Annotated in this window: 23 protein-coding genes; 16 read left to right on the top strand and 7 right to left on the bottom strand. The window is 68.4% G+C overall.

Annotated elements, in window-relative coordinates; translation table 11 throughout:
- Window positions 1–133: 133 nt before the first annotated feature.
- From infB to truB, 8 genes are all read left to right on the top strand, one after another.
- Entirely contained in the window at window positions 134–2,881 is a 2,748-nt protein-coding gene (gene infB / locus QH196_RS01420; protein WP_432279409.1) for a translation initiation factor IF-2, read from the top strand.
- 120 nt (window positions 2,882–3,001) lie between these two features.
- Complete coding sequence (locus QH196_RS01415; RefSeq protein ID WP_280413917.1) at window positions 3,002–3,292, top strand: DUF503 domain-containing protein; 291 nt, start codon at window positions 3,002–3,004, stop codon at window positions 3,290–3,292.
- Between the two features lie 16 nt (window positions 3,293–3,308).
- A complete protein-coding gene (gene rbfA, locus QH196_RS01410; RefSeq protein WP_280413916.1) occupies window positions 3,309–3,749 on the top strand; it encodes a 30S ribosome-binding factor RbfA in 441 nt (146 codons plus the stop codon).
- Between the two features lie 6 nt (window positions 3,750–3,755).
- Window positions 3,756–4,763: a DHH family phosphoesterase gene (locus tag QH196_RS01405; protein ID WP_280413915.1), complete on the top strand. Its 1,008-nt coding sequence runs from the start codon at window positions 3,756–3,758 to the stop codon at window positions 4,761–4,763.
- 402 nt (window positions 4,764–5,165) lie between these two features.
- Window positions 5,166–6,512: an MATE family efflux transporter gene (locus QH196_RS01400; protein WP_280413914.1), complete on the top strand. Its 1,347-nt coding sequence runs from the start codon at window positions 5,166–5,168 to the stop codon at window positions 6,510–6,512.
- A gap of 117 nt (window positions 6,513–6,629) precedes the next feature.
- On the top strand, window positions 6,630–7,589 hold the full coding sequence (locus QH196_RS01395; protein ID WP_280413913.1) for a metallophosphoesterase family protein: 960 nt from the start codon (window positions 6,630–6,632) through the stop codon (window positions 7,587–7,589).
- A 36-nt stretch (window positions 7,590–7,625) separates the two neighbouring features.
- Window positions 7,626–8,294 (top strand): 4'-phosphopantetheinyl transferase Npt, encoded by a 669-nt coding sequence (gene npt, locus QH196_RS01390; protein WP_280413912.1) that lies wholly within the window; start codon window positions 7,626–7,628, stop codon window positions 8,292–8,294.
- Window positions 8,294–9,193 (top strand): tRNA pseudouridine(55) synthase TruB, encoded by a 900-nt coding sequence (gene truB, locus QH196_RS01385; protein ID WP_280413911.1) that lies wholly within the window; start codon window positions 8,294–8,296, stop codon window positions 9,191–9,193. Before npt ends, truB begins: the two co-directional genes overlap by 1 nt.
- Window positions 9,194–9,721: 528 nt before the next feature.
- On the opposite strand, the gene QH196_RS01380 is transcribed toward truB, so the two are convergent.
- The 3 genes from QH196_RS01380 to QH196_RS01370 are packed head-to-tail and all read right to left on the bottom strand — an operon-like array spanning window position 9,722 to window position 11,906.
- Window positions 9,722–10,402, bottom strand: coding sequence for a GntR family transcriptional regulator (locus tag QH196_RS01380; RefSeq protein ID WP_280413910.1), 681 nt, complete (start codon window positions 10,400–10,402; stop codon window positions 9,722–9,724).
- The gene (locus tag QH196_RS01375; RefSeq protein WP_280413909.1) at window positions 10,389–11,120 is read right to left on the bottom strand and encodes a maleate cis-trans isomerase family protein; all 732 of its coding nucleotides are present in this window, start codon (window positions 11,118–11,120) and stop codon (window positions 10,389–10,391) included. Before QH196_RS01375 ends, QH196_RS01380 begins: the two co-directional genes overlap by 14 nt.
- A 45-nt stretch (window positions 11,121–11,165) precedes the next feature.
- Window positions 11,166–11,906, bottom strand: a complete 741-nt coding sequence (locus QH196_RS01370; protein WP_280413908.1) for a maleate cis-trans isomerase family protein — start codon at window positions 11,904–11,906, stop codon at window positions 11,166–11,168.
- Between the two features lie 86 nt (window positions 11,907–11,992).
- Between QH196_RS01370 and QH196_RS01365 the strand changes: the two genes are divergently transcribed.
- From QH196_RS01365 to QH196_RS01355, 3 genes are all read left to right on the top strand, one after another.
- Window positions 11,993–12,958 carry a D-2-hydroxyacid dehydrogenase gene (locus tag QH196_RS01365; protein ID WP_280413907.1) on the top strand — a complete coding sequence of 322 codons (966 nt, stop codon included), beginning with the start codon at window positions 11,993–11,995 and terminating at the stop codon, window positions 12,956–12,958.
- 14 nt (window positions 12,959–12,972) lie between these two features.
- Window positions 12,973–14,376, top strand: coding sequence for an amidase (locus QH196_RS01360; protein ID WP_280413906.1), 1,404 nt, complete (start codon window positions 12,973–12,975; stop codon window positions 14,374–14,376).
- 316 nt (window positions 14,377–14,692) lie between these two features.
- Entirely contained in the window at window positions 14,693–15,703 is a 1,011-nt protein-coding gene (locus tag QH196_RS01355; protein WP_280413905.1) for a hypothetical protein, read from the top strand.
- 219 nt (window positions 15,704–15,922) lie between these two features.
- Here the strand turns inward: QH196_RS01355 and QH196_RS01350 are convergent, their stop codons facing one another.
- The 3 genes from QH196_RS01350 to QH196_RS01340 all read right to left on the bottom strand — a co-directional run bounded on the left by QH196_RS01350 (window position 15,923) and on the right by QH196_RS01340 (window position 18,647).
- Window positions 15,923–16,417 carry a DUF3830 family protein gene (locus QH196_RS01350; RefSeq protein WP_280413904.1) on the bottom strand — a complete coding sequence of 165 codons (495 nt, stop codon included), beginning with the start codon at window positions 16,415–16,417 and terminating at the stop codon, window positions 15,923–15,925.
- A 68-nt stretch (window positions 16,418–16,485) separates the two neighbouring features.
- The gene (locus QH196_RS01345) at window positions 16,486–17,733 is read right to left on the bottom strand and encodes an aspartate aminotransferase family protein (RefSeq protein WP_280413903.1); all 1,248 of its coding nucleotides are present in this window, start codon (window positions 17,731–17,733) and stop codon (window positions 16,486–16,488) included.
- Between the two features lie 170 nt (window positions 17,734–17,903).
- Window positions 17,904–18,647 carry a metal-dependent transcriptional regulator gene (locus tag QH196_RS01340; RefSeq protein ID WP_280413902.1) on the bottom strand — a complete coding sequence of 248 codons (744 nt, stop codon included), beginning with the start codon at window positions 18,645–18,647 and terminating at the stop codon, window positions 17,904–17,906.
- Between the two features lie 126 nt (window positions 18,648–18,773).
- On the opposite strand from QH196_RS01340, the gene QH196_RS01335 reads away from it, so the two are divergent.
- The 4 genes from QH196_RS01335 to QH196_RS01320 all read left to right on the top strand — a co-directional run bounded on the left by QH196_RS01335 (window position 18,774) and on the right by QH196_RS01320 (window position 24,289).
- Entirely contained in the window at window positions 18,774–19,739 is a 966-nt protein-coding gene (locus tag QH196_RS01335; RefSeq protein ID WP_280413901.1) for a bifunctional riboflavin kinase/FAD synthetase, read from the top strand.
- Between the two features lie 186 nt (window positions 19,740–19,925).
- Window positions 19,926–20,195, top strand: coding sequence for a 30S ribosomal protein S15 (gene rpsO / locus QH196_RS01330; protein ID WP_062974430.1), 270 nt, complete (start codon window positions 19,926–19,928; stop codon window positions 20,193–20,195).
- Between the two features lie 397 nt (window positions 20,196–20,592).
- Window positions 20,593–22,902 carry a polyribonucleotide nucleotidyltransferase gene (locus QH196_RS01325; protein WP_280413900.1) on the top strand — a complete coding sequence of 770 codons (2,310 nt, stop codon included), beginning with the start codon at window positions 20,593–20,595 and terminating at the stop codon, window positions 22,900–22,902.
- Window positions 22,877–24,289: a M16 family metallopeptidase gene (locus QH196_RS01320; RefSeq protein WP_432279408.1), complete on the top strand. Its 1,413-nt coding sequence runs from the start codon at window positions 22,877–22,879 to the stop codon at window positions 24,287–24,289. Before QH196_RS01325 ends, QH196_RS01320 begins: the two co-directional genes overlap by 26 nt.
- Before the next feature lie 348 nt (window positions 24,290–24,637).
- Here QH196_RS01320 and QH196_RS01315 read toward each other — a convergent pair whose 3' ends face one another.
- Window positions 24,638–24,958 carry an ArsR/SmtB family transcription factor gene (locus QH196_RS01315; protein WP_280413899.1) on the bottom strand — a complete coding sequence of 107 codons (321 nt, stop codon included), beginning with the start codon at window positions 24,956–24,958 and terminating at the stop codon, window positions 24,638–24,640.
- A 91-nt stretch (window positions 24,959–25,049) separates the two neighbouring features.
- Between QH196_RS01315 and QH196_RS01310 the strand changes: the two genes are divergently transcribed.
- Entirely contained in the window at window positions 25,050–26,264 is a 1,215-nt protein-coding gene (locus tag QH196_RS01310; RefSeq protein ID WP_280413898.1) for an MFS transporter, read from the top strand.
- Window positions 26,265–26,401 lie beyond the last annotated feature (137 nt).

Raw genomic sequence — 26,401 nt, 5'->3', positions numbered from 1 at the left:
GGCGACCCAGTACCCTCGGTATCAGGCGCGTAGAGACCTGGTCGCGCCGAGGAGGAGATCGTCATGACCGGTGGCGCACCCCTGGGCGCTTCGTTCGACCCCGAGCGTATTTCCGGGCTCCGGCCGGCCGCCGGTGGCGGGGCCGGTGCACCCCCCCGCCCCCCCCCCCCCCCCCCCCCGGCCCCCCCCCCCCGGCCCGCGCACCCCGGCCCCCACCGGGCAACCGGGTCCCGCCGGATCCGCACCGGCCGCCGAAAGCGCACCGGCCCCGGCCGCCGACGGCGGGCCGAAGCCGGCCGCGGCTCCGCGGCCCGGCCCGGCGGTGAAACCGGGTCCCGCACCGGCTCCCAGCCGGGAAGCGGCGCAGGCTCCGGCAGCCAAACCGGCCACCCCCGCCGCCCGCCCGGGTGCCCAGCAGCGTCCGGCCGCGCCCGGCCAGAGCCCGGCCCGGCCCGGCCCCAAACCCGGTCCGAAACCGCCTCGGGTCGGTAACAACCCGTACTCTTCGGCGCCCGAACGTGAGCGTCCCACACCGCGTCCGCAGCCGGGCCCCCGCCCGACTCCGGGCCAGGGTGGCCCGCGTCCGGGTCCCGCGCAGGGCGGTCCGCGTCCGGGCCAGGGCGGTCCCCGTCCCGGTCAGAACGCTCCGCGGCCCGGCCCCGGTGGCCAGCGGCCCGCGGCTGCTCAGGGCGGTCCGCGCCCCGGTGGACCGCGGCCGAGCCCGGCCTCCATGCCGCCCCGTCCGACTCCCGGCGCCATGCCGCAGCGTTCGGCGCGTCCCGGCCCCGCAGCGGGCGGCCGTCCGGGCCGTCCCGGTGCCGGTGGCGGCGGTCGTCCCGGTGGTGGCGGCGGTTACCGCGGTGGCGGCGGCGCGCCCGCCGGTACCGGTGCACCCGCCGGTGGTGGCGGCTTCCGCGGCCGTCCCGGTGGCGGCCGTCCGGGTGGGCCCGGTGGTCGCGGTGGCGCGGCCGGTGCCTTCGGCCGTCCCGGTGGCGCGCCCCGGCGTGGTCGTAAGTCGAAGCGGCAGAAGCGCCAGGAATACGATTCGATGCAGGCACCGTCGGTCGGCGGTGTGCGGCTGCCACGCGGTAACGGTGAGGTCATCCGCCTCGCCCGCGGCGCGTCGCTGTCCGATTTCGCGGAGAAGATCGACGCCAACCCGGCCGCCTTGGTCCAGGCGCTGTTCAACCTCGGCGAAATGGTCACCGCCACCCAGTCGGTGAACGACGAGACCCTGGAACTGCTCGGCGGCGAGATGAACTACGTCGTGCACGTGGTCAGCCCCGAGGACGAGGACCGCGAGCTGCTGGAATCCTTCGACCTCACCTACGGCGAGGACGAAGGCGGCGAGGAAGATCTCGAACAGCGGCCGCCGGTGGTCACCGTCATGGGCCACGTCGATCACGGTAAGACCCGGTTGCTGGACACCATCCGTAAGGCCAATGTCCGCGAGGGCGAGGCCGGCGGTATCACCCAGCACATCGGTGCCTACCAGGTGATGACCCACCTCGGCGACGAAGACCGGCCGATCACCTTCATCGACACCCCGGGTCACGAGGCGTTCACCGCTATGCGTGCCCGCGGTGCGAAGGCCACCGATATCGCGATCCTGGTGGTCGCCGCCGACGACGGTGTGATGCCGCAGACGGTGGAGGCGATCAACCACGCGCAGGCGGCCGATGTGCCGATCGTCGTGGCGGTCAACAAGATCGACAAGGAAGGCGCGAACCCGGAGAAGATCCGGCAGCAGCTGACCGAGTACAACCTGGTGGCCGAGGAATACGGCGGCGAAACCATGTTCGTCGATATCTCCGCCCGGGAGAACATCAATATCGACGCGCTGCTCGAAGCCGTGCTGCTCACCGCCGATGCCGCACTGGACCTGCGGGCCAATCCGGAGCAGGACGCCCAGGGTGTGGCCATCGAAGCGCATCTGGACCGCGGTCGCGGCCCGGTCGCCACGGTGCTCATCCAGCGCGGCACGCTGCGGGTCGGCGATTCGATCGTGGCGGGCGACGCCTACGGTCGCGTCCGGCGCATGGTCGACGAGCACGGGGCCGATGTCGAGGCGGCGCTGCCGTCGCGCCCGGTCCAGGTCGTCGGCTTCACCTCGGTACCCGGTGCGGGCGACAATCTGCTCGTCGTTGACGAGGACCGGATCGCCCGGCAGATCGCCGACCGGCGCAATGCGCGTAAGCGCAACGCACTGGCCGCGCGCAGCCGTAAGCGGATCAGCCTCGAGGATCTGGATGCCGCGCTGAAGGAGACCAGCGAGCTGAACCTGATCCTCAAGGGCGACAACTCCGGTACCGTCGAGGCGCTGGAAGAGGCACTGCTCGGGATCGAGATCGACGACGAGGTGCGCCTGCGGGTCATCGACCGCGGTGTCGGTGGTGTCACCGAAACCAACGTCAACCTGGCGTCGGCGTCGAACGCGATCATCATCGGGTTCAACGTGCGGGCCGAGGGCAAGGCCACCGAACTGGCCAACCGCGAAGGCGTGGACATCCGGTACTACTCGGTGATCTACCAGGCCATCGACGAGATCGAGAGCGCGCTCAAGGGCATGCTCAAGCCGATCTACGAAGAGGTCGAACTGGGCCGCGCCGAGATCCGGGCGATCTTCCGGTCCTCCAAGATCGGTCTCATCGCCGGCTGCATGGTGACCTCGGGCGTGGTCAAACGCAACGCCAAGGCGCGTCTGCTCCGCGACAACATGGTGATCGCCGAATCCACGACGATCAACTCGTTGCGCCGCGAGAAGGACGACGCCATGGAGGTCCGCGAAGGCTTCGAATGCGGTATGACGCTGACGTACTCCGATATCAAGGAGGGCGACATCATCGAGGCCTACGAGTTGCGCGAGAAGCCGCGCGACTGACTTGATACGGGCCCGGACAGGTTGTCCGGGCCCGATCATCGATACCGGCACGACAGGCCCCGGGACTCGCCGCGCACCGGCGGGCCCGGTGCTGTGTCGTCGCTATAACTGGGAGGTTGCGTGTACCTCGGTGCACTCGAATTCGACATCCTGCTGGGTGATGTGCACTCTCTGAAAGAGAAGCGTTCGGTGGTGCGGCCCATCCTGGCCGAACTCCAGCGTTTCGGGGTCAGCACCGCCGAGGCGGGGGAACACGACCGCTACCGGCGCACATTGCTCGGCGTCGCGATGGTGGCGGCCGGAATGGATCATCTGACGGCCGTGCTCGACAAATGCGAACGCCATGTCGCGGCCCGTCCGGAGTTACAGTTGCTGGCAGTACGCCGCCGCGTCTTCGGACCCGAGGACTGAAGGGAAAGGAGCGGCCATGGTGGATCAAGCCAGGGCACGCCGGCTCGCCAAACGGATCTCCGCGATCGTGGCCACCGCGATCGAATACGAGATCAAGGATCCGCGGCTGCGTTTCGTCACCGTCACCGATGCCAAGGTCACCGGCGATCTCCGCGAGGCGACCATCTACTACACCGTCATGGGTGAAACCGTCGACGCCGAACCCGACTACACTGCCGCCGCGGCCGGTCTGGAGAAGGCGAAGGGTGTGCTGCGGTCGAAAGTGGGCGCAGGCACGGGGGTGAAATTCACCCCGACCTTGGCGTTCGTTCTCGACACCGTGCCCGACGCGGCCCGGCAGATGGAGGATCTGCTGGCCCGGGCCCGGGCCGCCGACGACGAGGTCGCCCGGGTGGCGGCCGAGGCGAAACCCGCCGGCGACGCCGATCCGTACAAAACACCCCGCGACGACGACTGAGCCGCTATGACCACAACCGGTGCCGCCGTGGATTACGCGGCGGCAGTACGGGTGCTCGATACCGCACGTTCGGTCACCGTCCTCTGCCATATCCAGCCCGATGCCGACACCCTCGGTAGCGGGCTGGCCCTTGCCCAGGTCCTGGACCGGCGGGGTGTACCGGTGCGGGTGTCGTTCGCCGAACCCGCCGAACTGCCCTATGCGCTGCGCACGCTGCCGGGGTCGCGGTTCCTGGTCCCGCCGGCCGAGGTACCGGCCGAGGTGGACGTGCTGGTGACCGTCGACTGCGGTAGTGCGGGACGGCTGGGTGCGCTGGCCGGCCGGCTGGCGGGCGCCGGAACCACACTGGTGATCGATCATCACCGGTCGAACACTCGGTTCGGTGCGGTCAATCTGATCGATCCGGACGCGGTGTCCACGGCGAGTGTGCTGACCGCGTTGCTGGATCGGTGGCAGGAGCCGATCGACGCCGATATCGCCCACTGCCTGTTCGCGGGTCTGGCCACCGACAGCGGGTCGTTCCGATGGGTGACGCCCGGCACGCATGCCTTGGCCGAACGGTTGCTGGCCACCGGGATAGACGGTGGCGCGATCACCCGAACCCTGATGGACACCCATCCGTTCGCCTGGTTGCAGATGCTGTCCACGGTGCTCGCCTCCGCTCGGCTCGAGCCCGAGGCCCACGGTGGGACCGGCCTGGTCGCCGCGTTCGTGCTGGCCACCGATCTCGACGGGGTTCGGCAGGAAGAGGCCGAAAGCGTCGTCGATATCGTGCGAGCGACCGCCGAAGCCGGTATCGCCGCGGTGTTCAAAGAAGCCCGGCCCGTCGACGAGCGGCGGCGCTGGACGGTATCGCTGCGCTCCAAGGACAGCGGTCCCGGCACCGACGACGGCGCCGATGTCGCGGCCATTGCCACCCGGCTCGGCGGCGGCGGGCACCGCTATGCGGCCGGATACACGACCTATGGAGAGCCGGAGGAGATCCTCGATCGGCTGCGCACCGCCCTGGCTTGAGGTTTACGGCCGGTCCGTGGTCTCGGTCCGGCATCCGCCGGTCCGATGACCGACCTCAGACGGAGTTTCCGCGTGCGGAGGCACGGCCGCGTACGAATGCTTCGGGGCGCAGGTGCTCCGTTCAGATGTTGCGGCGCGGCGGACAAGCGTGCCCGCCGTCCCGGCATGCGGTCGATCTCTGCCCGTTGGGCCGGTGTGGGTCCACGTGAGGCCGGCACAACGCGCACGGGTGACGGCCGGTGGGGCTGTGGTTCGGTGCGGCACCAGGCGTAGGTTCCGCACGGCCGGGGCGGGCAGCGGGGTATGAGTGTCGGAGAGTTCCGCTAGCGTGCGCGGCGGTTGCCAGCGCGGCTGGGGCTCGCTGGTCTGCTGCGGACAGATGAGGATGGACAGGGAGTTGATATGCAGGCGGAGGTGACGGCTTCGTCCGCGGAGGTGTCCGCCGGGCCCCGGCGGATACTGGGGCTGGCACTGCCGACTCTCGGCGTTCTGGTGGCCGAACCGATCTATCTGCTGTTCGATCTCGCGGTGGTCGGCCGGCTCGGCGCGTTGGCGCTGGCCGGGCTCGCGGTCGGTGGCCTGGTTCTCACTCAGGTGAGTTCCCAGCTGACCTTCCTCGCCTACGGCACCACCGCGCGTTCGGCGCGCCGGCACGGCGCGGGGGACGAACCCGGCGCGGTCGCGGAGGGTGTGCAGGCCAGCTGGCTGGCGGGTGGGATCGGAGTCCTGATTCTGCTGGTGGTCCAGGTCGCGGCCGTCCCCGTCGCGGAGGTGATCGCCGGTGATGCCGAGATCGCGGCGGAGGCACTGGCCTGGATGCGGATCGCGCTGTTCGGGGTGCCGCTGATCCTGCTGTCCATGGCCGGGAACGGGTGGATGCGCGGCGTCCAGCAGACGCGTCGGCCGCTCACCTATGTGGTGGCGGGGCTCGCGCTGTCCGCGGTGCTGTGCCCGCTGCTGGTGCACGGACTCGCCGGGCTGCCGCGGCTGGGCCTGCCCGGTTCGGCGGTGGCCAATGTGGCCGGTCAGCTGGTTACGGCGGTACTTTTCGTGAGCGCGCTGGTCCGGGCCCGGGTACCGCTCGCGCCGCGGCTGCCGGTGATGAAGGCCCAGCTCGTCATGGGCCGCGATCTCATCGCGCGCAGCCTGGCGTTCCAGGCGTGCTTCGTTTCCGCCGCGGCGGTGGCGTCGCGGTTCGGCGCGCCCTCGGTGGCGGCCCATCAGCTGGTGCTGCAGCTGTGGAATTTCCTCGCCCTCACTCTCGACTCACTGGCCATCGCCGCGCAGACACTGGTCGGTTCGGCGCTGGGCGCCCGCAATGCGGCGGGTGCGCGGTCGGTGGCCCGCCGGGTCACCGCGTGGTCGACGGTGTTCGCGCTGGGCCTGGCCGCGGTGTTCGCCGTGGGCGCGGCCTGGATACCGCCGCTGTTCACCGCCGATGCCGCGGTCCTGGACCGGACCGGTGTGGTGTGGTGGTTCTTCGTGGTGATGATTCCGGTGGCCGGTGTGGTGTTCGCGCTGGACGGGGTGCTGCTCGGCGCGGGCGACGCGGCCTACCTGCGGACCACCACGCTGGGTGCGGCGCTGCTCGGTTTCCTGCCGGCGATCTGGCTGTCGCTGGCGTTCGACTGGGGGATCGGCGGAATCTGGTGCGGTTTGATCGCGTTCATGCTGTTACGGCTGGCCGCGGTGAGTGCGCGGTGGTTGTCGGGCCGCTGGGTCCGGGTCGGGGCCGAGATCCCGGCATGAGCGAAAACCGGGCCGGTGGCGCAGCGTGACCACGCGGGCCTCTCGCTCATACCCATGGACACGGCGTGATCGTGGCAGGGCGCCGGAACGCTGCGGCGGTATGCGAAGGTAGGTGTGGTGATACCCAAGTTGATGGCGGTGAGCGATATCCATGTCGGTCACCAGGGCAACAAACCGGTCGTCGAGGAGATCCGCCCGGATTCGCCCGAGGATTGGCTGATCGTCGCCGGTGATGTCGCCGAACGCAGCGACGATATCCGCTGGGCCCTGAAACTGCTGCGCGAACGCTTCGCGAAGGTGATCTGGGTACCCGGTAACCACGAGCTGTGGACGACCGCCAAAGATCCGGTGCAGATGCACGGGGCCGCCCGCTACGACTATCTGGTCGCCATGTGCCGGGACCTCGACGTGCTCACGCCCGAGGATCCGTTCCCGGTGTGGACCGGTGCCGGTGCCGAGGCCTACGGCGGCGCGGTGACGCTGGCGCCGCTGTTCCTGCTCTACGACTACAGTTTCCGGCCCGAGGGCGCGCGCACCAAGGCCGAAGGGCTGGCCATCGCCCGGGAACGCAATGTGGTGGCCACCGACGAATTCCTGCTCACCCCGGACCCCTACCTCACCCGTGACGCCTGGTGCGAGGCCAGGGTCCGCGCCACCCGCCGCAAACTGGACAACCTGCCCGACGGCACACCGCTCGTGCTGATCAACCATTTCCCGCTGGTCCGCGAACCCACCGATATGCTCTGGTATCCCGAATTCGCCCTGTGGTGCGGTACCGAGCACACCGCGGACTGGCACACCCACTACAACGTCGTCTGCGCCGTCTACGGTCACCTGCACATTCCGCGCACCACCTACTACGACGGTGTCCGGTTCGAAGAGGTCTCGCTCGGCTACCCGCGGGAATGGCAGAAGCGCGGGAAACCCGAGAAACTGCTTCGCCAGATCCTGCCCGATCCCCAGTACGGGCCCGGCGACCTGAACGAATGGGGCGGCCACTTCAAGGTGACACCGGAGATGGCCGCCGCGGCCGCCGAGATGCGGGACAAGGCCCAGCGCCGCCGCGGGCTCGCCTGAACCGGCGACCGGCGGCACCCAGTAGGCTCACCGACGATGATCGAGACAATCCTGCCCGCCGATATCGCCTCCGCCGAGTTGCTGGACTATCCGGAGGATCTGAAAGCGCATCCCGCCGAGGAACCGCTGATCGCGAAATCGGTGGAGAAGCGGCGCCGCGATTTCATCGGCGCGCGGCACTGTGCCCGCCAGGCACTCGCCCAGCTGGGGGAGCCGCCGGCAGCGATCGGCAAAGGTGAACGCGGTGCGCCGGTATGGCCGCGCGGAATCGTCGGCAGCCTCACCCACTGTGACGGTTTCCGGGGCGCGGCGCTGGCGCATAAGCTGCGGTACCGCTCGATCGGGATCGACGCCGAACCACACGAAACCCTGCCCGAAGGCGTCCTGGATTCGGTGAGTCTGCCCGCGGAACGGGAGTGGTTGCGCAGCAGCGACTCCGGACTGCATCTGGATCGGCTGCTGTTCTGCGCGAAGGAGGCCACGTACAAGGCGTGGTTCCCGCTCACCACCCGCTGGCTGGGCTTCGAGGACGCCCACATCACCTTCACGGTCGAGGAGCAGGGCGCTGGGACCGGGGCGGGCACATTCCGGTCGGAACTGCTGGTGCCCGGGCAGACCGGCGACGGCGGCGTCCCCCTCACCTCGTTCGACGGCCGCTGGCTGATCACCGGCGGATTCATCCTGACCGCGATTGCGCACAGCTGATGGCCGATATCCTGGGCGGTTTGCTGATCGTCGACAAACCCACCGGCCCGACCAGCCACGATATCGTGGCCCGCGCCCGGAAGCTGCTGCACACCAAGAAGGTCGGGCATGCCGGCACGCTCGACCCGATGGCCACGGGGGTGCTGGTACTCGGCGTGGAGCGCGCCACGAAACTACTGGGCCTGCTCACCCTCACCACCAAGGCCTACACCGCGACGATCCGGCTGGGCTGCGCCACCACCACCGACGACGCCGAGGGCGAAGTACTGACCACCGCGGCGGCCGGGCATATCACCGATGCCGATATCGCCGGGCAGGTCGCCGTGCTCACCGGTGATATCCAGCAGGTGCCGGCGACGGTGAGTGCCATCAAGGTCGGCGGCGAACGCGCCTACGCCCGGCACCGCGCCGGTGAAGAGGTGACGCTCGCCGCCCGGCCGGTCACGGTCTCCCGCTTCGACGTACTGGCCCGCCGCGATATCGCCGAGCCCGATGTGGTGGATCTGGATGTGGTCGTCGAATGCTCGTCCGGTACCTATATCCGCGCGCTGGCCCGCGATCTGGGTGCCGCGCTGGGAGTGGGCGGTCACCTGACCGTATTACGCCGCACCAGGGTCGGCCCCTTCACGCTCGAACACGCCCGCACTCTCGAACAACTGGCCGAGGATCCCGTTCCGAGCCTCGATATCGACGCCGCCGTCCGGTTGTCCTTCCCGCACCGCGTGATCGGCGCCGATGATGTCGAGAAACTACGGGACGGCCGCTGGCTCGACCCGATCGGTACCGCCGGTGTCCATGCCGCGCTCACCGAGGACGGTCGGGCGATCGCGCTGCTCCAGGAGAAAGGTAAGCGTGCCGCGCCCGTACTGGTGGTGCGCCCGAGGGGTTTGATCGACTGACAACTGGCGCTCTTTGGTACCCGCGCGGGGGTACGGGCCCGGCAACGGCCGTACGCTCGTCGCGAAGTGCCGACCGCGGAAACACTTCGACACCGGCCGACGGAGTCGTACGTTCGGCGTGGTGACGCCTGTGCTGGTCGAGGGTGTATCCGACTTCTCGACCCGCCGAGGCCACGCGGCGGATCCGCCCACCGTGAGGGCGCGGGTCGTGAGCGCGGCGTCGCCGGGTGCGGTAGCCCGTCCGGGCTGCGGGCCGCGAGGTGCCGCTGTGCTGCACGTTGCCGGTCTCCGGGACATCGCCGGGCCTGCGGCGCGTGGGGAACCGAATGCCCCGGCACCACCATTCGACCGGCGGCGGGTGGCCGACGTCGCGGCGGCTGGACAGGGTGGCGACCACTACCGTGTTCGAGGTGCTCCTGTCCCGGAATTTCGGCAGGCGGTTCCGACACCGCGCAAAAAGGGGGGGGCACCGACCCGCCCAACTGCTACCGCCGCGAACAGGGCGTGACCCGGGCGGGCGAACTCGGTTCAGCCCGGGATGGGTTCCTCGGCATATTGGCCTCGCAGGCGTTGGACGGCGTCGTCCATATGCTCGCGGAGCAGACGGTGGGCACGCGCCGGTGAGGCGGCGCCGATCGCCTCGCGTAATGCCACATGCTCGTCCGCCTGTTCGCGGAGGTCGGGGTAGGTGGTTTGTAGTTTGCCCAGGCACATACGGGTTGCGATCAGTAGGGTGCGGGCCGCCCGGACCAGTCGCGTGCTGCCCGCCGCCGCGACGAGGGCCTCGTGGAACTGCTGGTCGGCGTCGGAGACCCCCGCGGCGTCGCCGGCCGCGGCCCGTTCGCGCATGATCTGCACGCTCGGTGCGAGTGCCGCGTAGGCACTGTCGCGGCGGTCGTCCAGGATCAGGGCGAGCGCACCTCCTTCGATCGCGGTGCGCGACCGGTAGATATCGACGACATCGGCGAGGGTGAGTTCGATGACGAAGATGCCGCGGTTACGGATACTGTGCAGCAGACCCTCCGAGACCAGCCGCTGCATCGCTTCCCGGACCGGGCCGCGGGAGACCCCGAACTGCGCCGCGAGGTCGGCCTCACCCAGTTGCGCTCCCGGTTCCAGTGCGCCGCGCATGATCGCCTCACGGAGGCGGTCGGCGATCATCTCGGCGGTGGAGCGCTGATTGACGGGTTCGAAATCAATTACCGACATATGCGGGCCTTTCCGCGAACAGCGCACCCAGTGCCGGGACGATCCGGGGTGCGCCGGCGAGTCGCAACCCCTCCCAGATGGTGACCTGGTTGGCGGTGAGTACCGGTTTCCCCAGCGCGGCCTCCAGGCGGGGCAGCACCTCGAGGGTGTGCATGGCGGTATCGGGGATCAGCAGTGCCTCCGCCTCCGGGTGATCGTTGGCCTGTGCCAGCGCCAGTACCTGTTCCGGGGTGAGGGTGCCTACTTCGGCGGCGGTTTCGATACCCGCGCTGGCGAACGCGGCCACGGTGATCCCGGCGTCGGCCAGGAAATCGGCGAACAGCCCGGCCACCTCCGCGGGGTAGCTCGCCGCGACTGCCACCCGCCGGATACCCAGCGCCCGCGCGGCCGCCACGAACGCGAAACTGGTGCTGGAAGCCGGAACGCCCGCGGCCTCGGCCAGCCCCCGGACCTGTTCGCGGGCGCCGTCCGGGCCGTAGACGAAACTGCCCGAGGTGCATGCCCAGACAACGGCATCCGGCCGGTGCGCGGCGAGCCGGGCGGCGCCGTCACGGAGTTTGGCCGGGCTGCCCAGATCCAGCAGTTCGGGGACGGCGTGCAGATCGGTGCCGTAGATATGGGCGACCGGCAGCCGTGCGTCCAGCAGGGCCTCTGCTCGTGGGTAATCGTCCTCGGCGGCATGGTCGGGGTAGATGAATCCGATGGTCGGTGCCGGCATGGGCCCTCCGTTTCCGAGCTGGGTTGTGTTCGGGGACATCATCTTTCAGAACACCTCCAGCAGCCAGCGGCCCGGACCCATCATCGGCAGTTTCATCCGCCCGAGACAGGCCCACATGGTGAGCTGGTTGGCCGTGAGAATCGGTTTGCCCAGAACCTTCTCCAGCGGTTCGATGATGTCGTAGGTGGGCAGGTTCGTGCAGCTGACGAAGATCGCTTCGGCGCGCGGATCGTCGGCGCCGAGGATTCGTTCGGCAATGGTGCGGTAGTTGACCTTCCAGATTCCGCCGCCCAGGCCGAGATGGTCGGAGCGCACCACCGCGCACCCCGCTTCGTCGAGGAAATCGCGCAGTTTGCCGGTGAGGACCTCGTCGTAGGGGGTCATGATCGACAGTTTCGTGATGCCCAGATGGCCGATCGCCTCGAGGAGCGCGCCGGAGGTCGTCACCGCGTTGGCCGCGCCGGCCCGGCAGATCGTTTCCCGCAGCGAGCGTTCGTATTCGATACCTTTGATGAAACTACCGGAGGTACACAGATAGGCCACGACTTCGGGTTCGACGTGCAGAACGTTGCGGGTCGCGGCGGTCAGATGGGTCGCATCGGAGACCAATTCGGCCATGGCCAGCGATACCGGGACCGGTTCGTAGGGTGTGCGGGCCAGGTGCAGGCTCACCTCCAGCGGTGCCCAGCGCCAGAGTTCACGCTCCAGGGCGAGATCGAACGGCGCGATGACACCGATGCCCCGTTGCGCGACCGGGCCCTCGATATCGGGAAAATCGAACTCCACTGCGGCCCCTCTCGCGCTCAGCCGGGAAGACCTCCGAGAACGATCGGATTGTTGACAATCATACGATGTGACCATACTGTGTCAATATGAAATCGGGCCCCATCGTCACGATTGTGCACAGTGACCAACAGCCCGATCCGGCGCTGATGGCGCCGGTCAGTGCCCGGGCCACGGTGCGCTACACGGATTCGGCCGGGCTGGCCGCCGCGCTGCCCGGTACCGATGTGCTGTTCGTCTACGACTTCCAGACCCGCGCGCTGCCCGATGCCTGGCCGGCGGCGGACCGGCTGAGCTGGCTGCATATCGGCGCCACCGGCGTCGATACGGTGATGTTCGACGAACTCCGCGACAGCGATGTGGTCGTCACCAACACCCGCGGCGTCTTCGATACCGCGATCGCCGAATACGTGCTCGGCCAGATCCTCGACTTCGCCAAAGACCTGTCCGGGTCGAAGCGGCTGCAGCGGCAGGAGATCTGGCAGCATCGCGAATCCGAGCGGATCGCCGGAACCACCGCGCTCGTCGTCGGTACCGGATCGATCGGCCGCGCCGTCGCCGGATTGCTGCGGGCCGCCGGTATGCGGGTCCGCGGGGTGGGCCGCCGTGCCCGCACCGATGATCCCGATTTCGGTACCGTCGGCACCGATCTGATCGCCGAACTCCCCGGCGCCGACTATGTCGTCGCCATCGCCCCGCTGACCGACGACACCCGGCATATGTTCGACGCCCGGGCCTTCGGTGCCATGAAACCGCATGCCCGGTTCGTCAATGTCGGGCGTGGTGAACTGGTGGTCACCGACGATCTGGTCACCGCGCTGAAGACCGGCGCGATCGCCGGCGCCGCGCTGGATGTGGTGGACCCGGAGCCGCTACCACCCGGGCACCCTCTGTGGCAGTTGCCCAATGCGCATATCACCCCGCACAATTCTGGTGATTTCGCCGGCTGGCGTTCGGAGATCGTCACCGCGTTCACCGAGAATTTCGAACACTGGCTGGCCGGTCGGCCGCTGGACAATGTCGTCGACAAGACGCTGGGGTATGTGCCCGGCTGAAGGGAAGGCCGCAGATGAACCAGCCCGAGGTACCCCGACCGACCGATCCCGTCGACATGACCGCGGTCGAACTGGTCTCCGCCTACGCCGCCGGCGCATTGTCCCCGGTGGAGGCGACCGAGGCCGTACTCGCCGCCATCACCGCGCGGGATCCCGATATCAACGCCTACTGTCTCGTCGATCCGGACCGGGCACTGGTGCAGGCCAAGGATTCCGAGGCCCGCTGGCAATCCGGGCACGTCCGCGGCCTGCTCGACGGCGTACCGATCTCGATCAAGGACATCTTCCTCACCGAGGACTGGCCGACCCGCCGCGGCTCGCTGAGTATCGGGCCGGAGGGTCCCTGGCCGGTGGACAGCCCCGTCGCCGCGCGGGTGCGTGAGGACGGGATGGTGATGGTGGGCAAGACCACCACACCCGAGATCGCCTGGAAAGGGGTGACGGACAGCCCGCTGACCGGTATCACCCGCAACCCGGTCGACCCCTCCCGGACCGCCGGTGGCTCCTCCGGCGGTAGCGCCGCGGCGGTCGCGGCCGGGCTGGGCCCGGTCTCGGTGGGCACCGACGGCGGCGGCAGCGTCCGGATTCCCGCCGCGTTCTGCGGCATCGTGGGCTTCAAACCCACCCACGGCCGTATCCCGCTGTACCCGGCCAGCCCGTTCGGCCCGCTCGCGCATGCCGGACCGCTGACCCGCACGGTCGAGGATGCCGCGCTGCTGCTGGATATCCTCGCGCTACCGGACCCGCGCGACCCCACCGCGCTGGCGCCCACCCTCACCACATTCCGCGGCCAGATCCAGCGTGACGTCCGCGGCGTGACCGCCGCCTACTCGCCGACGCTGGGCTATGTGCACCCCGATCCGGAGGTCGAGGCGATCGTGTCCGGGGCGGTCACCGCACTGGAGGCCGCCGGGCTCCGCGTGTCGGCCGCCGACCCCGGTTTCTCCGATCCACGCGACGCCTTCGACGTGATGTGGGCGGCGGGAGCCGCGGCCATGCTGGCGAACTTCCCGCCGGGCGCCCGCGAGAACGCCGATCCCGGCCTGCGCCGGGTCTGGGAGCACGGCGAAACCCTCTCCGCCACCGACTATCTCGACGCCCGCGCGGTCGCCGCCCAGGTGGCGATCACCATGGGGACGTTCCACACCGTCTACGACCTGCTCATCACGCCCACGGTGCCGATCACCGCGTTCGCGGCGGGTCACGATGTCCCACCGGGCAGCGGGATGTCGGACTGGCCGGACTGGACGCCCTACACCTATCCGTTCAACCTCACTCAGCAGCCCGCGCTGAGTATCCCGGCCGGGCGGACGAGCAGTGGATTGCCGGTGGCTTTGCAGATCGTCGGTCCGCGGCATTCCGACGATCTCGTGCTGGCGGTCGGCCGTTTCGCGGAGGCAGTGCTGGCCGCACGCTGATTACGACGCATCCGTTGCGCCGTGGCTGTCGGCGTCTGCCCAGTGCGTCGGCAATGCAAACGTATCCCGAACGGGTCCGTGAGCTGCCTCTTCATCCCTGGTGGCGAGGAGTTGGGCGGTGGGCCGATTCAGCGCCGTGATCAGTGCCGCGCCAGGAATTCGGCTTGGGTACGATTGTGATACACACAACAGGGATCGATCATCTGAACACGCTGCAGCGAGCGACGAGTACCTTCCTTGCTGAACTTGGTCGCCGAAATTATCGGCCCTGCGTGGACTGATCGGACGGCCTCGTATCCTGCCGACGATCCGGAAGGTGCTGCGCATGAGCGTTTCTGGTGCTGCTGCGTTGTTCTGCCGTGCCACGGACGACTTGGCAGCCGAGGTGGTGCGCTTTGGGCAGACGTACGGGCAACATGTACGGCGGGTGTCCGCCGAAGCTCGTACCTACGCCCTCGACATGGTTCATCGGGACGCTGCGGGGGTGATGTCGCTGCAGCGGACGGCACTGTTCTCCCCGGACGAGGCGGTATGGCTTTCCGGCCGAGTCTGGCATCCCAAACCAGAAGAGGAATCGCTGCGGGGGTGGCTCACGAGCCTACCCCGGACGCAGTTCCGGGCCGACCAGGTCGACTACAACATCCTGGCCGATGCTGACGGGGTCCCGGCCAGCCTGTCTTTCCCCTTCACGGAAAGGGACTATGTGCATTGGAAGGCCGATGCGGGAGCGGTGGATCGCCGCATCCTGCGAGAGTATGAAATCGGCACTCCGGACGACGTACGTGATTTCCCTGGTCTGGAAGGGCGTTCCAGGTATGTGGACCGCACGTACACCGATGTGGTGCCGGCGCGGTGGTACTACCCCGACGAACCCGCAAAGGCATGGACGGTTACCCAGCACGGTTTTTTTGCGCAGGACAAGGGGCTGATCCGGATCAAGGTCGGTGAGGGGCCGTCCGGTGAGCCGAAGTACACGAGCCTGATCATAGGCGGGCGGGAGTTCGGCGATCTGCTGGCTACGAACCCGGACTTCTGGCGACTCGCGGCGATCAACGGCGGCGACCTGATCTTCACGGGTTGCAGTCTCGCCGGATCCGACAAGACATATGCGGAGTTGTCAGCTCGTGCAGTGCATTCTCATGGCCTCGAACGGCCCGTGCATGCCGCAACCGGCACCACCTGGCAACAGGCCTCCAATCCGGACGGCACGCTGCTGGCGCGGCCGCGAGAGGGAGCTACCGATGTTCCCTGGCTGGATTGGGACCCTCGGCCGGACAGGTCCTCGATTGTCGTCTTGGACGGGAAGTTCGTGACCTTCTACCCCTGACGTGGTGGCTTCCTACAGTCTGCACCGGCGACTTCACCTTGGATCTGAACTCGACTACGTGGCCGTCGGCCATGACGTGGTCCTTCCGTCCTGTCCCATCCTTGCCCGCTGCCATGGACGCCGCCTCGGTCGGTGCTCGAACGCCACCAGGTCTGCTTGATGGGCATCGAAGCTTTGAGTTCGGCGACCTCGGCTTCGTCGCTGGGCTGCGGGGGTTGCTCAGCCGCGGGCGAAGGACAGGGTTTCGCCCGCGACGCCGTGCAGCCACAACGTGTTGCAGGCGGTCGCCAGTTCATCGAGACCGGTCTCGATGGTGGCGAAGACATTTCCGGGAACCCAGCCGAGATCGCCGTTGATGAGCAGGTTGTTGCGCCCGTAGAAAAGCGCGAGATCGGTGGCGCCCTGGTCGTGATGGGCGGCCGAGCCCGGTTCGTAGCCGTAGGCCGGGTTGCCGATCTCCCAGGGTTCGAAATCGAACAGGCAGACGTCGCCGGGAATAGGTGTGACCGTGGGGTTCTCGCGATGCGGAGCGCCGGGGATACGGGGTACGAGGGTATAGACCTCGTTCCGGGCGTATTTGGCGTGGAAGGCATCGCCTTCTTGCGGGAGGGCATCCCATACCGCGGCGCAGGTGCGCGGAGCCTGTTCGTCGAGCAGCCGGGCGCGGCAGGTGATTCCGGCTTTGGTGAGGGTGATCGTCAGATAGCGCGCCATGTATTCGTCCTGGAGGGTCGTGCGGGGGAGGCCGGCGGTGGGGCCGGCCTCCCTGTCGTGGGATGGGATCAGCGCCCGATTTCGTCGAGTACTTCGGACCAGATATCAAGCGCATCGGCGATCTGGGTTTCGGCGACGACGAGCGGCGGGATCATCCGCACCACATTCATATGCGCACCGCAGGTCAGCAACAGCAGGCCCTTCGCGGCCGCCGATTGCTGGGCGGCGGTGGCGGTTTCCCGGTCCGGCGTGCCGTCGGCGGTGGTGAACTCCGCGCCGACCAGCAGCCCCAGCCCACGGGTGTCACCGATGGCCTTCGATTCGGCCGCCCGCACCCCGGTCAGCAGTTGTTCGCCGCGGACCCGCGCGTTCTCGACCAGATTCTCCGATTCGATCACCTCGAGAGTGGCGAGCGCGGCGGCGCACGCCACGGCGTTCCCGCCGTAGGTACCGCCTTGCGATCCGGGCCAGGCGGCGCTCATCAGTTCGGCCGAGGCGGCGATTCCGGAGAGGGGGAAGCCGCTGGCCAATCCCTTGGCCATGGTGATGACATCCGGCCGGACCCCGAAATGCTGGTGGCCGAAGAACTTTCCGGTCCGGCCGAAACCGGTCTGGATCTCGTCGAAGATCAGCAGGATGCCGTGCCGGTCGGCGCGTTCGCGCAGACCTTCGAAGAACACCCGGTTGCCGGGGATGTACCCGCCCTCGCCGAGAACGGGTTCGACGACGAAGGCCGCGGTTTCGGCGGGGGAGGTGAGGGTGGCGAATACGTAGTCGAGTTCGCGCAGGGCGAAGGAGGTGGCTTCTTCCTCGCTCCAGCCGTAGCGGTAGGCGGTGGGGAAGGGGGCGACGTGCACACCGGACATGAGCGGGCTGAACCCGGCGGAGAACCGGGTGCCGGAGGTGGTCATGGTCGCGGCGGCCACGGTGCGGCCGTGGAATCCGCCGTGGAAGACGATCACATTGGGCCGCCCGGTGGCCTGGCGGGCCAGCCGCAGCGCCGCTTCGATCGCCTCACTGCCCGAGTTGGAGTAGAACACCGAATCCAGTCCGGCGGGCAGTACCGTGCCGAGGCGTTCGGTGAGCTCGAGCAGCGGCCGGTGCATCACGGTCGTGTACTGGCCGTGGATCAGTTTCGCGACCTGGGCTTGTGCCGCCGCCACCACGTGCGGATGGCAGTGGCCGGTGCTGGTGACACCGATACCGGCCGTGAAATCGAGGTATCGGCGACCGTCGGTGTCGTAGAGGTAGCAGCCCTCGCCGTGGTCGACGGTGACCGGGGTGGCCTGCTTCAGGATCGGGGACAGTTCGGCCATGATGGCGCCTCCCGGGACGGTCGGTGCGGCGGTCCGGACCGACGGGTATGCGAGATCGTGAACTCATGATTGTCGGATTGTTGACAATATGGATATCACGGCGGGGGCACCCTGGGCAATGCTCGGAAGTCGCTCGCGCCCGCCCCGGGCGTGTCGGAACTATCCCGCGGTCAGTCCCGCAGCCAGATCGCCTCCGCGGCGATACTGCCCAGATCCGTGAGATTCTCGTCGCGCCCGATCCGCACCGCGATGGTCCCCGCGAAGTCCCGCCGCTCCACCACCACGATCACGGTATCCAGCGCGATCCCGACCGAATCGAAATAGCGCAACATATCCGGATCGGAATCGGAGATACGGGCCACCCGGCCGGCGTCACCCGCCTCGAAATCGATCAGCCGGCGGGCCGGCGGTGTCGGCACCGCGCCGTCCACCGACGGAATCGGATCGCCGTGCGGATCCCGGTCCGGGAAGCCGAGCTTCGCGTCGATACGGGCCATCAGCAGATCCGAGACCGCATGCTCGAGGATTTCCGCCTCGTCGTGGACCTCGTCCCAGCCGTAACCGAGCTCGCTCACCAGGAATGTCTCGATCAGCCGGTGCCGACGCACCATCGCGATTGCGGCGCGGCGCCCCTCCTCGGTCAGCGTGATCGATCCGTACCGGGCATGTTCGACCAAACCCTGATCCGACAGTTTGCGCACCGCCTCCGAGACGGTCGACGCGGAGACGCCGATCCGCTCCGCGAGCAGTTTCGTGCTCACCCGATCCTGCGACCACTCCTGGGTCGTCCAGATGACTTTCAGGTAATCCTGCGCCACCGACGACAGCCCGGGAGCGGCCGATTCCCCGGCGTCGGCGAGTTCCCGTCGGGTGGCGATATCTCGTTTTCCGGGCACAACCACGAGCTTAAGCATTCGCCGTGCGATACACATATCCCGCCACCTCCGCGAAACCCCTTGTTCGCGCCTGCGTAGCCGGCGCCCGGCAGGCGTCCCCACCCGAATACGGTGCGGCCGCTTGTTTGCGTAGGCTTGGCGTCTGTGCAGAGGTGGCGAAGTCTCGACGACGTACCCGCGGACTGGGGGCGGTGCGTGCTCACAATCGGCGTGTTCGACGGTGTTCATCGCGGTCACGCGCAGTTGATCAGCCGGGCGGTGAAGTCGGCTGCCGCGCGCGGCGTCCCAGCCGTATTGATGACCTTCGATCCGCATCCGATGGAGGTGATCCGGCCCGGTTCCCATCCCGCGCAACTCACCACACTGACGCGGCGCGCCGAACTCGCCGAGGAGCTCGGGGTCGACGTGTTCTGCGTGATGCCGTTCACCCATGACTTCATGAAACTCACCCCCGCCGAATACGTGCACGATCTGCTCGTGGAACGACTGCATGTCGCCGAGGTCGTGGTCGGCGACAATTTCACCTTCGGCAAGAAGGCCGCGGGCACGGTCGCCACCATGCGCGAACTCGGCGACCGATTCGGTTTCGCCGTCGACGGGGTGACCCTGCTGGGGGAACACGCCGTCACTTTCTCCTCCACCTATATCCGCGCCTGTGTGGACGCCGGGGATATGGCCGCCGCCGCGGATGCGCTGGGCCGGCCGCACCGGGTCGAAGGGGTGGTGGTGCGCGGTGACGGCCGTGGTAAGAGCCTGGGGTTTCCCACCGCCAATGTCGCACCGCCCATGCATGCCGCGATCCCGGCCGACGGTGTCTACGCGGGCTGGTTCACCGTGCTGGGCCCCGGGCCCACGATCGGCACGGTGACTCCGGGGGAGCGCGCCATGGCGGCGGTCTCGGTGGGGACCAACCCGACTTTCTCCGGTCGTGCCCGCACGGTCGAGGCCTACGTGCTCGATCGTGAGGCCGATCTCTACGGACAGCATGTGGCCGTGGATTTCGTGGACCATCTGCGCGGAATGCGCAAATTCGAATCGGTCGACGAACTCGTCGCCGCCATGGGCCGCGATGTCGACACCGCCCGTAAAATCCTCGGAGCCGGAAACTAGCCGGGCCTACCCGCCGGGCCGGGGCCGGGGTGGCTCCGGTAAGGTGGCTCGCCGGGTCTGCTGCGGTCCGCGGCGGCGCCCATCCCGGATACGACGACCGGTGAGCCCTTCACCCGCAGAGGTAGAGGATTCCCGGCCGGCCCGGGCACCTTACGCGCGGAACTGAGAAACAGGAGTGGATGCCCCATGGCGTTGACCACCGAGAAGAAGAAGGCGATTCTCGCCGAGTACGGTCTGCACGAAACGGATACCGGTTCTCCGGAGGCGCAGATCGCGCTGCTGTCCAAGCGGATCTCCGAGATCACCGAGCACCTCAAGGTGCACAAGCACGACCACCACACCCGCCACGGCCTGATGGCGCTGATCGGCCGCCGCAAGCGGCTGTCGAAGTACCTGGCCGCCAAGGACATCAACCGGTACCGCAGCCTGATCGAACGCCTGGGCCTGCGGCGCTGATTTCGTGAACACGCCCGGTTCCACGAGCCGGGCGTCACGTATGCCGACGGGGCGCATACAATCGCCTCGTCGGTATTTTCGTGTGCGGGGGACCTCCCGCGTACGAGGACGACAGAACCAGCCGTCACACCCGCGCTCGTGGCGTCGGTCTTCGGTAGTGGCTTTTCGGCCCGGGGTCGATACGCCGGAGAGCTTCGATCGTTGACCGCCTCCGCGTCGCCGTATCCAAGGGGATCCGGCCGGGTGTACGCGCCGCAGCCCGCTCTCGGCGGCCGCTGACCTACACGGTCACCGCGGTTACGCCATCGCGCCGCGTCCGAACCTGGTACGGCTGACACAGCCGGATCGCGCCATACCGGTGCTGTATCCGGCGAGACGAGAGGTTGAGAACAGAGATATGCCAGAAACCACCGAACGCTCGAAGAGCTCGGCCGTAGAGGTCGAACCGGGTGTTTTCGAATCCGTTGCGCTGATCGACAACGGCGTCTTCGGCACCCGCACCGTACGTTTCGAAACCGGCCGCCTGGCCAAGCAGGCCGCCGGTTCGGTCGTCGCCTACCTGGACGACGAGACCATGCTGCTGTCGGCGACCACCGCCGGTAAGCACCCCAAGGACCAGTTCGATTTCTTCCCGCTGACCGTCGATGTCGAAGAGCGGATGTACGCGGCGGGCCGGATCCCCGGCTCCTTCTTCCGCCGTGAGGGCCGCCCCTCCACCGACGCGATCCTCACCTGCCGTCTCATCGACCGGCCGCTGCGCCCCTCCTTCGTGGACGGCCTGCGCAACGAGATCCAGGTCGTGGTGACGGTGCTGAGCCTGGATCCGAAGGATCTCTACGATGTGGTCGCCATCAACGCGGCCTCGGCGTCCACCCAGATCGCGGGCCTGCCGTTCTCCGGTCCGGTCGGCGGCGTGCGGGTCGCGCTGATCAACGATGCCGCGGCCGGTACCCCGGCCGGTGGCCAGTGGGTCGCCTTCCCGACCAACGAACAGCTGGAGAAGGCTGTTTTCGATATGGTCGTGGCCGGCCGGGTCACCGATACGGGTGATGTCGCGATCATGATGGTCGAGGCCGAAGCCACCGAGAACGTGATCGAACTGGTCGAGGGCGGGGCGCAGGCGCCGACCGAAACCGTGGTCGCCGAGGGCCTGGAGGCCGCCAAACCGTTCATCGCCCGCCTCTGCCGGGCTCAGCAGGATATGGCCGAGCTCGCGGCCAAACCCACCGAGGATTTCCCGCTGTTCCCGCCGTACGCCGATGATGCCTACGCCGCCGTCGAGGACGCCGCCAAGGCGCCGCTGTCGGATGCGCTGAGCATCGCCGGTAAGCAGGAGCGCGAGGAGAAGATCGACGAGATCAAACTCGAGGTGCTCTCCCGGCTGGGTGAGTCGTTCGAGGGCCGCGAGAAGGAACTCGGCGCGGCCTTCCGCTCGGTGACCAAGAAGCTGGTCCGCCAGCGCATCCTCACCGACGGTTTCCGCATCGACGGCCGCGGTCTGGCCGATATCCGGGAACTGTCCGCGGAGGTCGCCGTGGTGCCGCGGGCACACGGTTCGGCGCTGTTCGAGCGTGGCGAGACCCAGATCATGGGCGTCACCACCCTCGATATGGTCAAAATGGCGCAGCAGGTCGATTCGCTCGGCCCGGAAACCACCAAGCGCTATATGCACCACTACAACTTCCCGCCGTACTCCACCGGTGAAACCGGTCGCGTGGGTTCGCCCAAACGGCGCGAGATCGGTCACGGTGCGCTGGCCGAGCGGGCGCTGATCCCGGTGCTGCCGAGCCAGGACGAATTCCCCTACGCGATCCGGCAGGTCTCCGAGGCGCTGGGGTCCAACGGGTCCACCTCGATGGGTTCGGTCTGTGCCTCGACCCTGTCGCTGCTCAACGCCGGTGTGCCGCTGAAGGCGCCGGTCGCGGGGATCGCCATGGGCCTGGTGTCGGATACCGTCACCAACGACGCCGGTGCCGCCGAGGTCCGCTACGTGGCGCTGACCGATATCCTCGGCGCGGAGGACGCGTTCGGCGATATGGACTTCAAGGTCGCCGGAACCCGTGACTTCGTCACCGCCCTGCAGCTGGACACCAAGCTCGACGGCATCCCCTCGCAGGTGCTGGCCGGTGCACTGGGCCAGGCGCACGACGCTCGCACCACCATCCTGGACGTGATGGCCGAGGCCATCGCCACCCCGGACGAGATGAGCCCGTACGCGCCGCGCGTCACCGCGATCAAGATCCCGGTCGACAAGATCGGTGAGGTGATCGGGCCCAAGGGCAAGATGATCAACCAGATCACCGACGACACCGGCGCCAATATCTCCATCGAGGACGACGGCACCGTGTTCGTCGGCGCCACCGACGGCCCGTCCGCGCAGGCCGCGATCGACGCCATCAACGCGATCGCGAACCCGCAGCTGCCCAAAGTCGGCGAGCGGTTCCTCGGCACCGTGGTCAAGACCACCGCCTTCGGCGCGTTCGTCTCGCTGCTGCCCGGTCGCGACGGCCTGGTGCATATCTCCAAGCTCGGCAACGGTAAGCGCGTCGCCAAGGTGGAGGACGTGGTGAACGTCGGCGACAAGCTGCGCGTCGAGATCGCCGATATCGACAACCGCGGCAAGATCTCGCTGGTCCCCGTCGACGAGAACGCCGACGAGGCACCTGCCGAGGCGCCCGCCGATGCGGATACCGCGGCGACCGAGTAGTACTGGTCGTGTGACGGAGCAGAAAACAGCGGCCCCCCTGCGCCCGAGTGGGCAGGGGGGTTCGTCATCGACGTGGCGGATCGGCGAAACCGTCGAAATCGACAACGGTGTGCGGCGTACCGTCCTGCCGGGTGGCCTGCGAGTGGTGACCGAGCACGTCCCCGGCGTCCGCTCGGCGTCCGTGGGGGTCTGGGTGGGGGTCGGCTCGCGCGACGAGGGTCCCACCGTCGCCGGTGCCGCGCATTTCCTGGAACACCTGCTGTTCAAGGCCACCCCGACCCGTTCGGCCCTCGATATCGCCGAGGCCATGGACGCGGTCGGCGGTGAGCTCAACGCGTTCACCGCCAAGGAACAGACCTGCTACTACGCCCATGTCGTGGACGAGGATCTGCCGCTGGCGGTGGATCTGGTCAGCGATGTGGTGCTCAACGGGCTGTGCCGGGCCGTGGATGTGGACCTGGAACGCCAGGTCGTGCTGGAAGAGATCGCCATGCGCGACGACGACCCGGAAGATCTGGTCGGCGACGCGTTCCTCACCGCCCTGTTCGGGGATCACCCGATCGGGCGGCCCGTGATCGGGTCCATCGAATCGATCGAGGGGATGCGGGCGAGCCAGCTGCGGTCGTTCCACCAGCGCCGGTACACGCCGGACCGGATGGTGGTGGCGGTGGCCGGCAATATCGACCACGACCACACGGTGGAACTGGTGCACCGGGCGGTCGCCGGCCGGCTCGATCCGGCGGCGGCTCCCGCGCCGCGGCGCGAGGGGCATTTCCGGACCCGGTCCGCCCCGCAACTGAGCTGGAGCCATCGCGACAGTGAACAGGCGCATCTGGTGTTCGGGGTCCGGGCCTACGGCCGGCACGAGGGGCCACGGCGGTGGCCGCTGTCGGTGCTGAACACCGTGATCGGCGGCGGTTTGAGCTCCCGGTTGTTCCAGCGGATCCGGGAGGAACGCGGTCTGGCGTACTCGGTGTACTCCAGCGTGGACACTTTTGCCGATACCGGCGCCTTCTCGGTGTATCTCGGCTGTCAGCCGGAGAACCTGAACGAGGTGGCGGCGCTGGCGCGCGGGGTGCTCGAGGAGGTCGCGGCCGACGGGATCACCGATGCCGAATGCGCCCGGGCGAAAGGGTCGCTCCGTGGCGGGCTGGTGCTCGGGCTGGAGGATTCGGCGTCACGGATGAACCGGATCGGGCGCAGCGAACTCAGCTACGGGAATCACCGCACCGTCTCCGAAACGCTGGCCCGGATCGAAGCCGTCACCACCGAGGAGGTCGGCGAGATCGCCCGATCGCTGCTGGCCCGCCCGTTCGCCGCCGCGGTCGCCGGACCCTATCGTCGCAAACGCGATCTGCCTACCGCTGTTACCCGGTTGGTCGGCTGAGGTATCGCCCGATCGCGAGGGCAGCGGGCATTCCCGCGCGTCGATCGGATCCGCTCCGTGGCGGCGGGCCCGCGGCGGCTGCCGCCCGGCACGGCCGATACCTCGGGATCGGCCATTCGATCGCGAGGGCATCGGCGCCGCTGCCGGTCGAGCAACACGAAGTTGCCGACGGCGTGGACACCCCGGACCTCGGGGTGCGGGCCGCTACCACGGGTGGCGCGGACCGAGGGGTCGATTCTGCTGTGACCGTGCTGCTGATCGCGCAGTGGTACCGGGTGGCCGGTTGCCTTCTCGCTCGCTCTGCGTGGCAGTGCAGTGCTACGAACCCGGACCCCTGACGGCGCAAGGCTACTGCGGTCGGGCGCGGTTGGCGGCGTCGACGACCGACGCCAGCAGACCGGGTAAGGCCGCATCGACCGCTTCGCGGCGCAGCCGCTGGTAGGTGTGACCGTCGATCACCAGCCGTTCGGTGACCCCGGCTTCGCGCAGGATCTTGAAATGGTGGGTGGCGGTCGACTTGTTGATCCCGTCGTAGAGGTTTGCGCAGCGCAGGGCGGCGCCCGCGTTGCTCAATCTGCGGACCATCTCCAGGCGTACCGGATCCTGTAGCGCGCCGAGCACGGTGGGTAGCGGGGCCACGGGGTGTGCCGCGGCGAGGGGGTCGGTCAAGGGTCCGCCTCGGTGGGTTTGATGAACGTCGTACCGTCGGTTACTGTCGATCAAGTTCGATAATCTTCAAACTTACCTGATCGGGGTTTCGATGGCGGCGACAATCGCGGCACCGGCAACGGATCGAGCGGTGCAGCCCTGGGCCTACGCGCTGGTTTTGGGGGCCACGGGTGTCGCGCTCGGCGTATCGGGTGTGCCCGCCCCGCTGTACAGCATCTACGAGCAGGAATGGCATCTCTCGCCGCTGATCACCACCGTCGTGTTCGCGGTATATGCGGTGGCCGCCCTGGTGGCGGTGCTGGTTTCCGGGCGTATCTCCGATGTGGTGGGGCGTAAACCGGTGCTGCTCGGCGCCTTCGCAACCATGATCGCGGGCCTCGTGGTTTTCGTCCTCGCCGATACGGTGGCGATGCTCGTGCTCGCCCGGGCGCTGCACGGGCTGGCGGTCGGGGCGACGGTCGTGGCCGGCGCCGCCGCCCTGCTCGATCTGCGCCCACACCGCGGCGCCCGATCCGGCCAGCTCAGCGGTGTGGCATTCAACGTCGGTATGGCGGTAGCGATCATGGGATCGGCACTGCTCGCGCAATACGCGCCCAATCCGTTGCGCACGCCGTACGTCGTCATCAGCGTGATCTGCTTGATCGTCGCCGCGGGAGTCCTGGCCCTGCGCGAACCGCACGCTGCCCGGGTCGCGGGCCGGATCCGGATCGCGCGCCCGGCGGTACCGCAGGAGATCCGCGCGGATTTCTGGTTCTCGGCGCTGGGTGTGATGGCGGCATGGTCGGTGCTCGGCGTCCTGCTGTCGCTGTATCCCTCGCTGGCCGCGGAACGGACCGGTATCCACAATCTGGTCTTCGGCGGGGTCGTGGTCGCCTCGACAGCCCTGGCGGCGGCGCTGGTCCAGCTGTTCGCGACGCGGGTACCTGCGCGGCGGGCCGCGATCATCGGCGATATCGGAATGGCCATCACCCTGCTGCTGACCATTCCAGCGCTGGGGACACATCAGTGGACGGCTGTGGTCGGTATCGGGCTGGTGCTCGGCGCCACGTTCGGGCTCGGCTTCGGCGGCTCGCTGCGCCACTTGTCCGATGTCGTGCCGGAGCGCAAGCGCGGCGAAACCATGTCCGCGTACTACCTGCTGGCCTATACGGCCATGGCGCTGCCGACGGTATTGGCCGGCTGGGCCGCCACCGCCTGGGGCCTGGACACGGTGTTCCCGTGGTTCATCACTGCGGTGGCTCTCGCCTGCCTCATCGCGGCCCTACTCGGCATGCGGCGCGGGCGGTCCGCGCCGGTCGCGGCCTGAATCGGGTCCGGGTGCGCTGGCATTTCTACGACGGTGACGATGCGCTGCTCACCGACAGCGATTACGAATATCTGCTGCGCCGTGACGACGAGGGCTGGCGCACATATGTCGCCGTGGCCATCGACGAGGCGGAGAAA

The sequence above is a fragment of the Nocardia carnea genome (genome assembly GCF_029868325.1).
GTDB lineage: Bacteria > Actinomycetota > Actinomycetes > Mycobacteriales > Mycobacteriaceae > Nocardia > Nocardia carnea_C.
This window is presented reverse-complemented; position numbering and strand designations above follow the sequence as displayed.

Bases quoted from the DNA above. Each gene is read 5' to 3' on its own strand.
- rbfA (WP_280413916.1), top strand. From the start codon at position 3,309: ATGGTGGATCAAGCCAGGGCACGCCGGCTCGCCAAACGGATCTCCGCG.
- QH196_RS01405 (WP_280413915.1), top strand. From the start codon at position 3,756: ATGACCACAACCGGTGCCGCCGTGGATTACGCGGCGGCAGTACGGGTG.
- QH196_RS01400 (WP_280413914.1), top strand. From the start codon at position 5,166: ATGCAGGCGGAGGTGACGGCTTCGTCCGCGGAGGTGTCCGCCGGGCCC.
- npt (WP_280413912.1), top strand. From the start codon at position 7,626: ATGATCGAGACAATCCTGCCCGCCGATATCGCCTCCGCCGAGTTGCTG.
- truB (WP_280413911.1), top strand. From the start codon at position 8,294: ATGGCCGATATCCTGGGCGGTTTGCTGATCGTCGACAAACCCACCGGC.
- QH196_RS01380 (WP_280413910.1), bottom strand. From the start codon at position 10,402: ATGTCGGTAATTGATTTCGAACCCGTCAATCAGCGCTCCACCGCCGAG.
- QH196_RS01375 (WP_280413909.1), bottom strand. From the start codon at position 11,120: ATGCCGGCACCGACCATCGGATTCATCTACCCCGACCATGCCGCCGAG.
- QH196_RS01365 (WP_280413907.1), top strand. From the start codon at position 11,993: ATGAAATCGGGCCCCATCGTCACGATTGTGCACAGTGACCAACAGCCC.
- QH196_RS01360 (WP_280413906.1), top strand. From the start codon at position 12,973: ATGAACCAGCCCGAGGTACCCCGACCGACCGATCCCGTCGACATGACC.
- QH196_RS01350 (WP_280413904.1), bottom strand. From the start codon at position 16,417: ATGGCGCGCTATCTGACGATCACCCTCACCAAAGCCGGAATCACCTGC.
- QH196_RS01345 (WP_280413903.1), bottom strand. From the start codon at position 17,733: ATGGCCGAACTGTCCCCGATCCTGAAGCAGGCCACCCCGGTCACCGTC.
- QH196_RS01340 (WP_280413902.1), bottom strand. From the start codon at position 18,647: ATGCTTAAGCTCGTGGTTGTGCCCGGAAAACGAGATATCGCCACCCGA.
- rpsO (WP_062974430.1), top strand. From the start codon at position 19,926: ATGGCGTTGACCACCGAGAAGAAGAAGGCGATTCTCGCCGAGTACGGT.
- QH196_RS01325 (WP_280413900.1), top strand. From the start codon at position 20,593: ATGCCAGAAACCACCGAACGCTCGAAGAGCTCGGCCGTAGAGGTCGAA.
- QH196_RS01320 (WP_432279408.1), top strand. From the start codon at position 22,877: ATGCGGATACCGCGGCGACCGAGTAGTACTGGTCGTGTGACGGAGCAG.
- QH196_RS01310 (WP_280413898.1), top strand. From the start codon at position 25,050: ATGGCGGCGACAATCGCGGCACCGGCAACGGATCGAGCGGTGCAGCCC.